Source organism: Myxococcus sp. CA039A (assembly GCF_013336645.1).
GTDB classification, from domain to species: Bacteria; Myxococcota; Myxococcia; order Myxococcales; family Myxococcaceae; genus Myxococcus; species Myxococcus llanfairpwllgwyngyllgogerychwyrndrobwllllantysiliogogogochensis.
The window spans coordinates 13,845-28,449 of record NZ_JABUMQ010000129.1; the positions used below are offsets into that span (position 1 = coordinate 13,845).

A 14,605-nucleotide genomic window follows, 5' to 3' on the forward strand; every position below is an offset into this window, starting at 1 on the left:
TTGCGTTGCGTCCTGAGGGAGCCTTGGCTACGGTGCCGCGCCTCTTGGAAGGGCGCGCGATGGCTGACGACCAGAACAACGAACTGGGCTCGAAGGAGCAGGAAATCTACGACCAGCGGCTGGAGAAGGCCGCGAAATGGCGTGAGGCCGGCTTCAACCCTTACGGCAATGGCCACCGCCCCCAGCACCTCGCGGCCGACATCCTCGCGAAACACGCTGATGACACCCCCGAAGCACTGGAGCAGACCCCCGTCTCCTACGACGTCGCGGGTCGGCTCGTGGCGATGCGCTCGTTTGGCAAGGCCGCCTTCATCAAGCTGAGAGATCGCTCCGGCGAAATCCAGGTCCACATGAAGAAGGACGCGCTCGCGGAAGGCTACGAGGTCTTCAAGCTGTGTGATTTGGGCGACTTCCTGGGCGTCACCGGCACGCTGTTCCGCTCGAAGACGGGCGAGCTGACGCTGGCGGCGACGAAGTTCGCGCCGCTCACCAAGTCCCTGCGGCCCCTGCCGGAGAAGTGGCACGGCCTGACGGACGTGGAGATCCGCTACCGACAGCGCTACCTGGACCTCGTGTCCAACCCGGACGTGAAGCAGACCTTCCTCCGGCGCAACAAGCTCGTCCGCTTCATCCGCTCCTTCCTCGACGGCCGTGACTTCATCGAGGTGGAGACGCCCATGATGCACCCGCTGGTGTCGGGTGCCGCGGCGCGGCCGTTCTCCACGCACCACAACGCGCTCGACATCGACCTGTACATGCGCATCGCTCCAGAGCTGTACCTGAAGCGACTGGTGGTGGGCGGCCTGGAGCGCGTCTACGAGGTGAACCGGAACTTCCGCAACGAGGGCGTCAGCACCCGGCACAACCCCGAGTTCACCATGCTCGAGTTCTATCAGGCGTACGCCACGTACGAGGACCTGATGGACCTGAGCGAGGAGATGATCTCCGAGGCGGCCAAGGCCGTCACCGGCGACACCAAGGTGAAGTACGGCGAGCATGTGCTGGACTTCGGCAAGGGCTGGAAGCGCATCTCCATGGTGGAGGCCATCCGCGAGGCCGTGGGCGGCGGGACGCTCTCCGACAAGGACATGGCGGACGCCGACAAGCTGCGCCACGAGCTGCTCAAGACGGCGCATGGCGAGTCCGAGCGGCGCGCGATTGATACGATGAACCACGGGGAGCTGGTGGGCGCCCTCTTCGAGGCCCACGTCGAGCACACCCTGATTCATCCCACCTTCATCACCCATTTCCCCACCGCCGTCTCCCCGCTGGCCCGCAGGAACGACCAGAATCCGGAAATCGCGGACCGGTTCGAGCTGTATGTGGCGGGACGGGAAATCGCGAACGCCTTCTCCGAGCTGAACGACCCGCTGGACCAGAAGGGCCGCTTCCAGGCCCAGCTCGACGCCAAGCAGCGCGGACAGCAGGAGACGATGGACTACGACGAGGACTACATCCGGGCACTCGAGCACGGCATGCCTCCCACGGCGGGCGAAGGCATCGGGATTGATCGTCTCGCGATGCTGTTCACGGACTCTCAGAGCATCCGCGACGTCATCCTGTTCCCCCTCCTCAAGCCACTGGCGAAGTAGCCAGGAGGCCAAGTGCACTCGGCAGAACGGCAGACCGTCCACCGCTGGATTCTCCTCTGGGCCGGGGCCCTCGTGGCCCTGGTCGGATTCATCCTGCTCGGGTGGTCCATCTCCGCGTCCGGCGCCTGGGCGGAGGTGAGCTCCGCGCTGGGGTTGTCCCTCTTCGGCTGGGGCGGGGTGCTCCAGGCCATCAACGGGGCCTCCCTCCTGCCGGTGCACGCCGCGGTGAAGGACTCGCTGCCGCCCGCCGGGTCCTGGTCGCTCGTCTCCGGCACGCTCATCTGGTTGCTGGGCTGGGGACTGGTCGCGCTGGGGACCCAGCGCGCGCCGGCGACGACGGAGGGCCCGAGCCTCGCGGCCGGGGCTCCGCTGTACCCGCGTCTGGCGCGCTACCGGGACTTCTACTGGAGCACGCTGGGGGCCTACGGCGGCGGCATCCTGCTCGCGGAGCTCGTCCTCGTCCTCCTCCAGACGGTGCTGTCCAGTGGAGTTCCTTCCTCGGACCTGAGCGCTGCGAAAGACTCGGGCGGAGGGCTGTCGCTGCCTCCCACCGGCGCGTTCGCCATTTCCCTGGTGATTGCCGCCGCGGTGGCCTTCATCTCCGGCTTCGTGGGCGCGTCTCGCGCGCAGCGGCTGTCGCTGCCGGAAGCCACCATTGGCGTCCTCTACCTGGGGCTGCCCGTCCCCCTCCTGCTCACCTTGATGGAGCGGATTCCGTGGCTCCAGCTCCAGCTGGGCTACCGGCTGCGCGAGGTGACGTACGTGGCGAGCCTGCTCGGCCGCCCCGAGCTGGCGTACTGGCTGACCTTCACCGGCCTGGTGCTGGCGTTGGTGCTGGGCATCAACACGGGCTTCGTCGCCGCCGGCAGCGGGCGCGTGGACCTGAAGCTGGGCTTCGAGCTGTTCGTCGCCCGCCGCCACGTGGCCGTCTTCCGCCCGTCGCTGCTGTTGGGGACGCTGGCGGTGCTGATGTTCGGCATCATCCCGCCCTTGCTCGTGTACTTCATCATCCGCGCCGCCGAGGCCGCGGTGGAGCGCACCCGCATCCGCGCGCTGGGCCTGTCGGACCCGTTGGCCGCGTCGGAGGCACTGCACTCGCTGAAGCTGCGCGAGCAGTCGCCCACCATGATGATGACCGCGCTGTCGGTGGGCGGCGTGGGCGTGGGCGTCATGGCCCTCATCATCGTCCTGTCGGTGATGAGCGGCTTCGAGGCGGACCTCCAGAAGAAGATTCTGGGCACCAACGCGCACGCGGTGGTGACGCGGTATGCGGGCGACCTTCCTGAGTACTCCAAGGTGATGGAGTCCATCCGCAAGGTGCCCGGCATCGCTGGGCAGACGCCGTTCATCATCAACCAGGTGATGATCGCCTCCGAGGGCAACGTCGACGGCGTCATCATCAAGGGCATCGACCCGGCCACCGTGGGCGAGGTCACGGACCTGCCCCGCAACATCCTTGGCAACGGCTCGCTCGACATCCTCTACACGCCGGAGAAGATCCTCTCGCGCGGACTGGACGAGGAAGAGTCGGAGACGCCCGAGGGGAGCGGGGCAGGGGAGGAGGGCGGAGACGACATCATCCGCCGTTCCGGCAAGCCGACGAAGCCGCCCGTGCTGCCCGGCATCGTCATCGGCCGCGAGCTGGCCGCGTCCCTGCGCGTGGTGGTGGGCGACCGGGTGAACGTGGTGTCGCCCCTGGGCACGGAGCTGGGTCCCACGGGGCCCATCCCCAAGAACCGGGCCTTCCGCGTGGCGGCCGTCTTCTACTCGGGGATGTACGAGTACGACTCCAAGTTCGTCTACATCCTGCTCAAGGAAGCGCAGGACTTCTTCAACATCCAGGGCGCGTCCGGCATCGAGCTGAAGGTGCTCGACATCGACGATGCCCGGCGCATCTCCGGCCAGGTGGTGAAGCTGCTCGGTGGGTATCCCTACCGCGCCCGCGACTGGGGCGAGATGAACAAGAACCTCTTCTCCGCGCTGCGCCTGGAGAAGCTGGTGATGGGCATCATCCTCTCCATCATCATCATCGTCGCCGCGGGCCTCATCGTCGCCACGGTCATTATGCTGGTGCTGGAGAAGCGCAAGGAGATCTCCGTCCTCAAGGCGCTCGGTGTCCCCGATGGCGGCATCGTGAAGATCTTCCTCGCCGAAGGGCTCCAGATTGGCGTCGCCGGAGGCCTGCTGGGCCTGTTCTCCGGCCTTGCCTGGTGCCTCTTCATCGAGAAGGTCGGCATCAAGCTGGACCCGGAGGTCTATTACATTCCCGCGCTGCCGGTGCGCATCGAACCTTTGCAGACCGCGCTGGCTGTCGTCATCGCGGTGCTCGTCACCTACCTGGCGTCCATCTACCCGGCCCTCAAGGCGAGCAGCGTGGAACCGGTGGAAGGGCTCAAGGCGGAGTAGCCATGACGCTGTTGTCCATCCGCAACGTCTTCAAGAGCTACTTCCTGCACGGCAAGCGCATTGACGTGCTGCGTGCGGTGTCGCTCGATATCGGCAAGGGGGAGCTCGTCTCGCTGGTGGGAGCCTCCGGCGCGGGGAAGAGCACCTTCCTTCACGTGCTGGGCACCCTGGACGCCCCCGCCGCCGGCGAGGTCTTCTTCGATGGCCGCTCCGTGTTCGACATGAACGACGCGGAGATCGCCGAGTTCCGCAACCGCACCATGGGCTTCGTCTTCCAGAGCCACTACCTGCTGCCGGAGTTCACCGCCCTGGAGAACGTGGCCATGCCGGCCCTCATCCAGCGCCGGGAGCGCTCCGGGGCCTACGGTTACGCCCGGGAGCTCCTGGAGCGGGTGGGATTGGGTCAGCGGGTGGACCACAGGCCAGGGGAACTGTCCGGTGGTGAAGCCCAGCGGGTGGCCCTGGCCCGCGCCCTGGTTCTCAAACCCGCGGTCCTGCTCGCCGACGAGCCAACCGGAAACCTGGACCCGGCGACGGGCGAGGGCATCCACCAGCTCCTGAGAGACGTCAATCGGGAGTTGGGCATCACCGCCGTGGTCGTCACCCACAATGAGACGCTCGCCCGTTCCATGCCCCGCCGCCTGCGGCTGGCTGGCGGGCAGGTGTCGGAGGCTTGATGGCTCCGCGCTTTTGGATTGAGGGCGTCGCGCCCCTTCCCGTACATTGCCCCGCCTTTCTCTGGCCGGTCTCCCCTTGAGGCACCCCGTTCTGTCCCGCAAGTCACTGCTCCCGCTGCTAGCGGTCGTCCTGTGGTCGCTCGTGCCTGGCTCCGTCCAGGCGCAGGTGAACGGGGGTGCGCCTTCCGCGGCCCCGGTTCCGAGCACCCCTGCCCCCGCCTCTGAACGTCCTCAGGACGCCCCTGTCGACGCCGCCCCCGCTGACGCCGCCCCCGCGTCCGAGGATGACCTCAACCGGGTGGTGGAGGTTCGCGTCGAAGGAAACAAGCGCGTGGAGGCCGAGGCCATCCGCCGCGCGTTGCGCACCAAGGTCGGCCAGTCCCTGGCGTCCGCCCGCAGCGCCGAGGACCTCCGGGCCGTGTGGGCCCTGGGGTACTTCCAGAACGTGGAGCTGCTCGTGCAGCGGCTTCCGCGCGGCGTCGCCTACGTCGTCCGCGTCGAGGAGCGGCCCATCGTCCGCCTGGTGACGCTCAAGGGCAACGAGGAGCTCAGCCGGGACGACCTGAAGGAGGAAATCGAGGTCAAGCCCAACACCATCCTGGAGCTGGAGACCGTGCGCAGCACGGTGAAGAAGATCCAGGCCAAGTACGTGGAGAAGGGCTTCTTCCTCGCGGAGGTGACGTACCAGATCAAGCCCAACGAGGGCGGCGCTAACAACAGCGTGGACGTCATCATCATCATCAACGAGCACGCCAAGGTGATGGTGAAGCAGATCACCTTGATTGGCGCGGAGAAGGTCCCCGCGTCGGTGCTCAAGGAGACGATGATCACCCGCGAGGGAGGCTTCTTGTCCTTCTTCACGGGCGAGGGCACCTACCGCGAAGAGGCCTTCCAGCGCGACCTGGCCGTCATCCAGATCGCCTACTACGACCGCGGTTTCATCAACGTCAAGATCGACAAGCCCACCGTCCAGCTGTCCGCGGACAAGCGCTACATCTACATCACCCTGCGCATCGTCGAGGGTGAGCCCTACGACATCGGGAAGATCGACTTCTCTGGCGACCTGCTCTCCGACGTGTCGAAGGAGAAGATGGCCGAGCTGATGAAGTCGACGCCGGGCCAGCGCTTCAACCGCTCGCAGCTGTCGCAGGACATCGTCGGCCTGTCGGACGTCTACTTCGACCGGGGCTACGCGTACGCGAACATCAACCCCGTCACCAGCGTCAACGCGGACAACCGCACGGTGGACCTGACCTTCGACGTGCAGAAGGGCCCCCAGGTCACCATCGAGCGCATCGACGTCGTCGGCAACAGCAAGACGCGCGACAAGGTCATCCGCCGCGAGCTGCGCGTGTACGAAGGCGAGCTCTACAGCGGCACCGGTGTGCGCCGCAGCAAGGAGCGCGTCACCGCGCTGGGCTTCTTCGAGACGGTGGAAATCACCCAGAGCGCGGGCAGCACGGACGACACCATCGTCCTGCATGTGGAGGTGAAGGAGAAGGCCACCGGTACCTTCCAGGTCGGCCTCGGCTTCTCCAACGTGGAGAACTTCATCTTCACGGCGCAGATCTCCCAGAACAACTTCCTGGGCTGGGGCCAGAGCGTCTCCGCGTCCGCGCAGATCTCCGGCCTGCGCTCCCTGGTGCAGCTGTCGTTCTATGACCCGTACTTCCTGGACACCAACTACCTGCTGTCCGCGGAGTTCTTCCGAGTCCAGGCCGACTACGACGGCTTCATCCGCAACTCCACCGGTGGCACCATCTCCATCGGCTACCAGTTCATCGACGACCTGCTCGGCACGGTCGGCTACACCCGTGAGTGGGTGAACGTGGAGGCGGGCTCGAACCTGGGCGCCGTGCTCCTGGCCAACCAGTTCCTCTCCGGCACCACCAGCGCGGCCCGGCTCTCGCTGTCGTTCGACCGCCGAGACAACCGCCTGTTCCCCTCGCGCGGCTTCATCCACTACGGCTCGGTGGAGCTGGCGCCGGACTTCATGGGCGGCACGTTCCTCTTCAACCGGTACACGGCCTACTCGCGCCTGTACTTCCCGATGCCGCTGGGCTTCGTGTTCAAGACGAACGCCACCATCGGCTACATCCAGCAGCTGGATTCGAACAGTCCGCTGCCCATCTCCGAGCTGTACTACGTGGGTGGCATCAACAGCGTCCGCGGCTACTACCTGCGCAGCATCAGCCCCTCGGTGAAGGTGCCCCGCTCCAGCAACCCGGACGCCACCGTCACGGACTTCCTCGTCGGCGGCAACAAGCAGCTCGTCTTCAACTTCGAACTCGAGTTCCCCATCTTCGAGAAGGCCGGCCTGCGCGGCGTGCTCTTCTACGACGCGGGCAATGCTTTCGCCTCGAACGAACGGTTCTTCCAGGACCGACAGGACAAGCTGCCGCTCGGCCTCTTCCACTCCGCGGGCTTTGGCTTCCGCTGGTTCAGCCCGATTGGTCCCCTGCGCTTCGAGTGGGGCATCCCGCTGACCAGGCGGCCGGAAGACGACCGGATTCTGTTCGAGTTCACTATCGGCAACTTCTTCTGATAAGCCATCGTCCGTCGTCCCGGCCCCGCCCTGGCGGGAAGGGTTGAACAAGCCCGGGCGTCTGACGTCGGACCCTGTACCCTTCCCTGAGGAGCTGTTGAACATGTCGCTTCGCACCACTGTCGCGGCCATGGCCGCCGTCCTGTCGCTTGCCCTGCCGGTGGCCGCCTCGGCCGCCGACCTGAAGGTCGCCTACGTGGACCTCCAGCGCGTCCTGCTCGAGGTGGATGACGGCAAGGCCGCCAAGGCCCGCCTCCAGAAGTGGCTGGAGGAGAAGCAGAAGGAAATCGACAAGGAGCAGACCGCTCTGCGCACGGAGAAGGAGACGCTGGACAAGCAGTCCAGCGCGATGACTCCCGACGTCCGCGCCCAGAAGGAAGCGGACCTGCAGCGCAAGGTGATGGTGCTCGCCCAGAAGTGGGAGAAGAGCCGCGGCGAGGCCGCCACCAAGGAGCGCCAGGAGATGGAGCCCATCATCAACAAGATCGACCAGGTGGTGGCGTCCATCGCCCAGCGGGACGACCTGGGCATGGTGTTGGACAAGCGCGACTCGGGCATCGTCTTCGCCAAGGCCCAGTACGACATCTCCAACGAAGTGATTCGCGCCTACAACGGCTCGAAGACGACGAAGACGACGGCGGCGAAGGACGCCCCGACGAAGTAATCGGCTCCACGTGAAGACCTCCCCCGCACCCCGACGGCTCGGGGAGCTCGCCGCCCATGTCGGGGGAGAGCTTCTCGGTGACCCTGAGCAGCTCATCCACGGACTCAACGGGCTTGAAGAAGCCGGCCCGGGAGACGTGTCCTTCTACGGAAACACGCGCTACCGCCGCCAGTTCGAGGCCTCCAAGGCTTCGGCCGTGCTGGTCGGCGGTGACGCCCCGCCCCGCGAGGGTCTTTCGCTGGTGCGTGTGTCCAACCCGCACCTCGCCTACGCGAAGCTGCTGCGATTGTTCCATCCGGCCACCCGCCCCGCGCCCGGCATCCGTCCTGGCGCGTGGGTCCATCCGGAGGCCACCGTCCATCCGGAGGCCACGGTGTTGGCGGGCGCGTGCGTGGAAGCGGGCGCCCGGGTGGGCGCGCGCAGCGTGCTGTATCCCGGTGCCTATCTGGGGGAGCACGCCACGGTGGGAGAGGACAGCGTCCTGCATCCCAACGTCACGGTGCGCGAGCGCTGTGTCATCGGCTCCCGCGTCATCCTCCATGCGGCGAGCGTGGTGGGCGCGGACGGCTTTGGCTTCGCCTTCAATCCCGAGGGCGAAGAGGGGCCCGAGCACTTCAAGATTCCCCAGGTCGGCAACGTCCGCATCGAGGACGACGTCGAAGTGGGCGCCTGCACCTGCATCGACCGCGCGACGGTGGGCGAGACGGTGGTGGGGCGAGGCAGCAAGCTCGACAACCTGGTGCAGATCGCCCACAACGTGCGCGTGGGGCCCATGTCGCTCATCTGCGCGCAGGCGGGCGTGTCTGGCTCGGCGGAGATTGGCACCGGCGTGGTGCTGGCCGGGCAGGTGGGCGTGGTGGGCCATATCCGCGTGGGTGACCTGGCCAAGGTCGGCGCCCAGTCCGGCGTGGCCCATGACGTCCCGGATGGTCAGGTGGTGAGTGGCAGTCCGGCGATTGCCCACCGCGAGTGGCTGCGTGCCAGCGCGGCGTCGGGGCAGGTCGCGGACTTGCTCAAGGAAATGCGGGCCCTGCGCCGCAGGGTGGAGCAGCTCGAGAAGGCGAAGGGGGAGTGATGGACATCGGAGAAATCCAGAACCTGCTGCCGCATCGGTATCCGTTCCTCCTGATTGACCGGGTGGTGGAGATTGTTCCGGGCCAGAAGATCACGGCCTACAAGAACGTCACCATCAACGAGCCCTTCTTCAACGGTCACTTCCCGGGGCACCCGGTGATGCCGGGTGTGCTCATCCTGGAGGCGCTCGCCCAGGCTTCGGCCATCCTTGCGTATAAGAGCGAGAACATGGACCCGACCCAGAAGGTGACCTACCTGATGGGCGTGGACGGGGCGCGCTTCCGCAAGCCGGTGGTGCCGGGAGACAGGCTGCAGCTCCTCATCGAGGTGCTGCGACACAAGGGCGCCGTGTGGAAGACGAAGGGCACGGCGACCGTGGATGGAGTGAAGGTCGCCGAAGGCGAGTTCCTGGCCACCGTGGTGGACAAGAACAAGGACGCTGGAGCGGCAGAGGGCGCGGCGTCCTGACCGCGAGCTGGCGAGGCAGAGGAAACGACATGGCTCAGGTTCATCCCTCCGCGGTGGTTCATCCCGATGCGCGTCTGCACGACACGGTCGAGGTGGGACCCTTCTCGGTCATTGGTCCCCAGGTGACGATTGGCGAGGGCTCCCGCGTGGGGCCCCACGTCGTCATCGAGGGCCGCACCACGCTCGGCGCGCGCAACCGCATCTTCCAGTTCTCCTCGGTGGGAGCGGACCCGCAGGACTTGAAGTACGCGGGTGAGGACACCGAGCTCACGCTCGGCGACGACAACACGATTCGCGAGTTCGTCACCCTGCACAAGGGCACGGCGGGCGGCGGCGGCGCGACGCGGGTCGGCAACGGCAACCTCTTCATGGCCAACAGCCATGTGGCCCACGACTGCATCGTGGGAGACGGCTGTCGCATCGGCAACGGGTCCGCGCTCGCGGGCCACGTGACGATGGAGGACCACGTCATCATCAGCGGCCTGGCGGCGGTGCACCAGTTCACCCGCCTGGGCAGGTTCGCCTTCATCTCCGGCGGCGCCATGGTGACCATGGACATTCCCCCGTATGCCACGGCGCAGGGGGACCGGGCGGAGCTGGTGGGCCTGAACACCGTGGGCCTGGAGCGCGGCGGCTTCTCCAAGGAGCAGATCGAGCGCATCAAGGAAGCCCACCGCATCCTGTTCCGCTCCAAGCTGGGGCTCCAGGAAGCGCTGGCGCGGCTGCGCACGGAGCTGGCGGGCCACCCCGAGGTCGACCACCTCGTGGACTTCATCGCGCAGAGCAAGCGCGGGCTGACGCGCTAGTCCGTGGACATGGAGCGCGAGCCTCCCGTCGTCGACAAGATTGGTCTCATCGCGGGCAACGGCCAGCTTCCGCTCCTCTTCGCGCGCGCGGCGCGGGCTCGGGGCCTGGAGGTGGTGGCCGTGGCGCACCGGGGAGAGACGGACCCGGCGCTGGCCTCCGAGGTCGCCTCGCTCACCTGGGTGCGCGTGGGGCAGGTGAACCGCATCCAGAAGGCCTTCCAGGCCGCGGCCGTGAAGCAGGCGGCCATGGCGGGCGGCATCGGCCGGGTGAAGGCGCTGAAGGACGCGCGTCCGGACCTGGGCGCCATGCGCATCATCTCCCGCCTGCGCAGCTTCCGGGATGACGCGCTCCTGCGCGCGGTGGCCGCGGACTTCGAGTCGCGCGGCATCACCATCATCGCCCCCACGGACTTCCTGGGAGAGGTGCTGTGCCCAGCGGGACACCTGGCGGGACCGCCCCTGAGTGCGACGCAGGAGCAGGACGTCGCGCTCGGGCGCGAGGTCGCCGTGCTGCTGGGGCAGGCGGACGTGGGCCAGACGGTGGTGGTGCACCAGGGCCATGTCCTGGCGCTGGAGGCCGTGGAAGGCACCGACGAGGCCATCCGTCGCGGAGGTCGTCTGCTGGGTGGTGCGGGCGCGGTGGTGGTGAAGCGCTGCAAGCCGCAGCAGGACCTGCGCTTTGATTTGCCCGCCGCCGGGCCCCGCACGCTGGAAGTGATGAAGGAAGTGGGCGCGAAGGTGCTGGCGCTGGAGGCGGGGCGCACCGTCCTGCTGGACGCGCCGGAGCTCTTCGCGGGCGCGCGGGCCGCGGGCATCACCCTCGTCGGCGTGCCCTGAGCCGGGCTCCGGAGAGCGGGTAGGAAGCTGGAGCATGCCTCCCCGGCTGCCGGCGTCCATGGCGCGCGCGGGTGAATTCCGTCGCGCTGTTCGCGTCTGGCTCGCGAAGCATTTGCTCGCAGGGAGCATCCGCCTACCCTGTCGCGGAGGAATCCACCCATCCGGGCCGCTGTTGCAGCGCGGCCCGTGACGCCGGAGGTCGACGCCGCGCCATGAATGCCCGCCTGCTGCTAGTGCTCAGTCTCGTCGCCGCAACCCCGTTGCCCGCGTTCGCGGACGCCATCCGGGTGTCCCTGGAGGGTCGGGCCGCGGTGGGCGAGAAGCTCCCGGCATTGCTCGTGCACATCGAAGAGCCCATCGCGGGCTTCGAGGTGAAGCTGAAGCGCGGCGACGGGAAGGTGGTCGAGGTGAAGGGCGGGGGGAAGCCGGGTGTCACCCGGCGCATCGAGCTGGAGCAACCCGAGGGCCGCTTTCATTACGAAGGCGAGCTGGTGGTGCGCTTCCCCAACGGCGAGTCGGGCAGCATGCCGCTGTCCCTCGACACGGAGCTCAACGGGCCGCTGCGGTTGGACGTGCGGCCGGAGGACGTGGACGTCGCGGGGCGCAAGCTTCGCTTCCAGCTCTCGCGTCCCGCGGGCCACGTGGAGCTGACGGTGCTGATGGACACCGGAAAGAAGGCCTTCGAGGGCGAGGTGCCCTTCAAGGGCGAGGTGGCGGGCACGCCGCTTTCGTTGAGCTGGCCGCCCGCCGAGGGCCGGGTGATGAAGATTTCCCTCCGAGCCTTCGACACATCGGACTTCTACACGGGCGTGGACCTCTTTCCCTGGCGCGTGGACATTCCACACGAAGAGGTGAGCTTCGCCTCGGGCCGCGCGGACATTCCCGCCGCGGAGCGCGGCAAGCTGGACAGGAGCCATGCGTTGATCGCGGAGGCGCTGGCGAAATACGGCCGCTTCGCGGCGGTTCGTCTGTACGTCCTGGGGCACACGGACACGGTGGGCGCCACGGCGGACAACCGGGAGCTGTCGCTCAAGCGGGCGCGGAGCATCGCCGCGGCCTTCCGTCAGCGCGGGCTGAAGGTTCCGATTTTCTACGAGGGATTCGGGGAGGAGTCGCCAGCGGTGCGGACTCCGGACGAGACGGCGGAGGCGGGCAACCGCCGGGCCGAATACATCATCGCGGTGGAGGACCCGACGCTGGACGGGGCGCCCTTCTCGCCGCGGTGGCGGAAGCTGTAGCGGACGCGACGACGCAACGAGGAGGCGACGGGATGGAGCGATTCCAACGGTGGGCCTGGGGCGTGGTGGGTGTCACGCTCCTGGCGGGGGCGGGCTGCGCGCATCAGGCGCCGCTCGCCGTGAGGCGGGAGGTGGAGGCGGAGAAGTGCTCGTTGATTCAATCCGTGCTGAAGGAACCGACCCCGTCGCGCGTGGTGGAGGAGATCGCCGCCCAGGGCCGGCAGGAGCCCACCCCGGTGCGGGTGTACGTGCGGCGCCCCGAGCAGTCCATGCTGGAGCGCTTCTTCGAAGGTGATGAACCCCGCTGCGGCGACGCCACCTTCAAGGTCGTCCAGGAGAGCGTCCTCGACGCGGTGGTGGTGTACCTGCAGGAAGTGCGAGAGGGCTACGCGTACGACGCGCGCCGCTCCGGTCCGGACGAACTCACGCTGGAAGGCACGCCCCAGGGCACGCTGAAGCGCGCGGGCCCTCAGTGGGTCGCGGGCAAGTGAGCTACTTCATCAACTCCTTGGCGCCGTCCGCGATGAACTGCACGGCGATGGCGGCGAGGATGAGCCCCATGACGCGCTCGACGATGGCGACCCCGGACTGACGCAGCACCCGCTGCACCAGGCCGGAGGCGCGCAGGATGAAGTAGCTGGCCACGAAGGTGAGGATGATGGCCGCCAGCACGGGCAGGGTGGCGGTCATGGAGTTGCCTCGGGCCATCAGCACCATGGCAGTGGCGATGGCGCCGGGGCCGGACAAGAGCGGAATGGCCAGCGGGACGATGGCCACGTCTTCCTTCACCGCGCCTTCCTGCTCCTCCGTGGGCGTGGTGCGAGTCGCGGAAGGCCGGGCGCGGAGCATGTCCAACGCGGTGATGAGCAGGAGGATGCCGCCCGCGACGCGGAAGGCCCCCAGCGACACGCCGAACACCTTGAAGATGATGGTGCCGAACAGGGCGAAGAACGTCATCAGCCCGCACGCCACCAGACACGCGCGCATCGCCGTGCGGCGAATCTTCTCCTTCGTGTCGCCGGACGTCATCGCCAGGAACAGCGGCACCACGCCGATGGGGTCCACGACGAAGAAGATCGCCGGAAGGGCGACGAGGAATTGCGCCAGGTATGCCTTCATCACCGCACGCCCTTCTTCGCTACACCGTGAGACGCAGCTTCCACACCATGGTGAGCGCTTCGGCGAAGATCTTCTTGTTCATCTTCGAGTGTCCCACACGCCGGTCCTCGAAGATGATGGGGATCTCTCGCACGGTGAAGCCGTTCTTCAGCGTGCGGTAGGTGAGTTCAATCTGGAACGCATAGCCGGTGCTGTGCACGGCATCCAGGTCGATGGCCTCCAGCACCCGGCGGTGGAAGCACTTGAAGCCGCCCGTCAAATCCGAGACGCCCACGCCCAGAATCGTGCGGGCGTAGAGGCTGCCGCCGCGGCTGATGACCTGCCGGCCAACGCCCCAGTTCACCGTGCCGCCCCCGGTGACATAGCGCGAGCCCAGCACCAGATCGGAGCCCGCCTCGGCGGCATCCAGCAGGCCGGGCAGGTAGCGCGGGTCATGGCTGAAGTCCGCGTCCATCTCCAGGATGTACGTGTAGCCCTCGGCCAGTGCCCAGCGGAAGGCGGCGAGGTACGCGCGACCCAGGCCCTCCTTCTTTTCGCGGTGCAGGACGCGAACCCGGGGCTCCTTCGCCGCGAGCTGGTCGGCGATCTGCCCCGTGCCGTCGGGGGAGTTGTCGTCGACGACGAGAATATCGACGCGGGGGTCGGCCTTGAGCACCGCCAGGGTGATGGCCTCGATGTTTTCCCGCTCGTTGTACGTGGGGATGCAGACCAGCGCAGGGTTCATGGCCGGGCCGACATACCCTAAATGGCGCGCGGGGGCAGTAGCTCCATCACCGACTCAGCCGCCCGGGTGGCCGCTCCTGCCTCACCCAGGCGCCCCCGCACCTCCGCCAGCCCCTTCAGCATCTCCTCCCGTGGCGCCCCGGGGGTCCACACCCGGCGCACCTCGTCCGCGATTCGCTCGGGCGTCATCTCGCCCTGGAGCAGCTCTGGCACCACGCGCCGGCCGGCCAGCAGGTTGATGAGGGACACGAAGGCCACCTTCAGCATCAGCCGGCCCACCCAGTACGTAATGAGCGACACCCGATAGATGACGACCAGGGGGCGCTGCATCAGTCCTGCTTCCAACACGGCTGTACCGGAGGCCACCACCGCCGCGTCGCTGGCGCCCACGACTTCCGGGGCACGCCCATCCACCAGCACGGGCTTCAGGCCACTGCCCTCGAAATGGGAGAGCAC

The 14,605-nt window shown here is 67.5% G+C and carries 13 protein-coding genes and 1 pseudogene; 11 read left to right on the forward strand and 3 right to left on the reverse strand.

What is annotated here, in order from left to right; translation table 11 throughout:
* Nucleotides 1–59 precede the first annotated feature (59 nt).
* The 11 genes from lysS to HR086_RS22125 all read left to right on the forward strand — a co-directional run bounded on the left by lysS (nt 60) and on the right by HR086_RS22125 (nt 12,798).
* Nucleotides 60–1,592, forward strand: coding sequence for a lysine--tRNA ligase (gene lysS, locus HR086_RS22075; RefSeq protein ID WP_174466582.1), 1,533 nt, complete (start codon nt 60–62; stop codon nt 1,590–1,592).
* 12 nt (nt 1,593–1,604) lie between these two features.
* Nucleotides 1,605–3,998 (forward strand): ABC transporter permease, encoded by a 2,394-nt coding sequence (locus tag HR086_RS22080; RefSeq protein WP_174466583.1) that lies wholly within the window; start codon nt 1,605–1,607, stop codon nt 3,996–3,998.
* Between the two features lie 2 nt (nt 3,999–4,000).
* Nucleotides 4,001–4,675, forward strand: a complete 675-nt coding sequence (locus HR086_RS22085; protein ID WP_141647327.1) for an ABC transporter ATP-binding protein — start codon at nt 4,001–4,003, stop codon at nt 4,673–4,675.
* A 298-nt stretch (nt 4,676–4,973) separates the two neighbouring features.
* Nucleotides 4,974–7,220, forward strand: coding sequence for an outer membrane protein assembly factor BamA (gene bamA / locus HR086_RS22090; protein WP_141648310.1), 2,247 nt, complete (start codon nt 4,974–4,976; stop codon nt 7,218–7,220).
* Between the two features lie 103 nt (nt 7,221–7,323).
* Nucleotides 7,324–7,884 (forward strand): OmpH family outer membrane protein, encoded by a 561-nt coding sequence (locus HR086_RS22095; RefSeq protein ID WP_141648300.1) that lies wholly within the window; start codon nt 7,324–7,326, stop codon nt 7,882–7,884.
* Between the two features lie 10 nt (nt 7,885–7,894).
* On the forward strand, nt 7,895–8,959 hold the full coding sequence (gene lpxD, locus HR086_RS22100; RefSeq protein WP_141648301.1) for a UDP-3-O-(3-hydroxymyristoyl)glucosamine N-acyltransferase: 1,065 nt from the start codon (nt 7,895–7,897) through the stop codon (nt 8,957–8,959).
* The gene (fabZ, locus tag HR086_RS22105; protein ID WP_141648302.1) at nt 8,959–9,426 is read left to right on the forward strand and encodes a 3-hydroxyacyl-ACP dehydratase FabZ; all 468 of its coding nucleotides are present in this window, start codon (nt 8,959–8,961) and stop codon (nt 9,424–9,426) included. Before lpxD ends, fabZ begins: the two co-directional genes overlap by 1 nt.
* 29 nt (nt 9,427–9,455) lie before the next feature.
* Nucleotides 9,456–10,232, forward strand: a complete 777-nt coding sequence (gene lpxA / locus HR086_RS22110; RefSeq protein WP_141648303.1) for an acyl-ACP--UDP-N-acetylglucosamine O-acyltransferase — start codon at nt 9,456–9,458, stop codon at nt 10,230–10,232.
* Nucleotides 10,233–10,241: 9 nt separating this feature from the next.
* Nucleotides 10,242–11,069 (forward strand): LpxI family protein, encoded by an 828-nt coding sequence (locus tag HR086_RS22115; protein ID WP_174458859.1) that lies wholly within the window; start codon nt 10,242–10,244, stop codon nt 11,067–11,069.
* A gap of 212 nt (nt 11,070–11,281) precedes the next feature.
* Complete coding sequence (locus HR086_RS22120) at nt 11,282–12,307, forward strand: OmpA family protein (protein WP_174458858.1); 1,026 nt, start codon at nt 11,282–11,284, stop codon at nt 12,305–12,307.
* A gap of 32 nt (nt 12,308–12,339) precedes the next feature.
* Nucleotides 12,340–12,798 carry a hypothetical protein gene (locus HR086_RS22125; protein WP_174458857.1) on the forward strand — a complete coding sequence of 153 codons (459 nt, stop codon included), beginning with the start codon at nt 12,340–12,342 and terminating at the stop codon, nt 12,796–12,798.
* 1 nt (nt 12,799) lies between these two features.
* On the opposite strand, the gene HR086_RS22130 is transcribed toward HR086_RS22125, so the two are convergent.
* The 3 genes and pseudogenes from HR086_RS22130 to HR086_RS22140 form a co-directional block, all read right to left on the reverse strand.
* Entirely contained in the window at nt 12,800–13,426 is a 627-nt protein-coding gene (locus HR086_RS22130; protein ID WP_141648311.1) for a MarC family protein, read from the reverse strand.
* Between the two features lie 19 nt (nt 13,427–13,445).
* On the reverse strand, nt 13,446–14,150 hold the full coding sequence (locus HR086_RS22135; RefSeq protein WP_141648307.1) for a polyprenol monophosphomannose synthase: 705 nt from the start codon (nt 14,148–14,150) through the stop codon (nt 13,446–13,448).
* Nucleotides 14,151–14,167: 17 nt separating this feature from the next.
* Nucleotides 14,168–14,605, reverse strand: a pseudogene (locus tag HR086_RS22140) (lipid-A-disaccharide synthase); the annotation flags it as partial.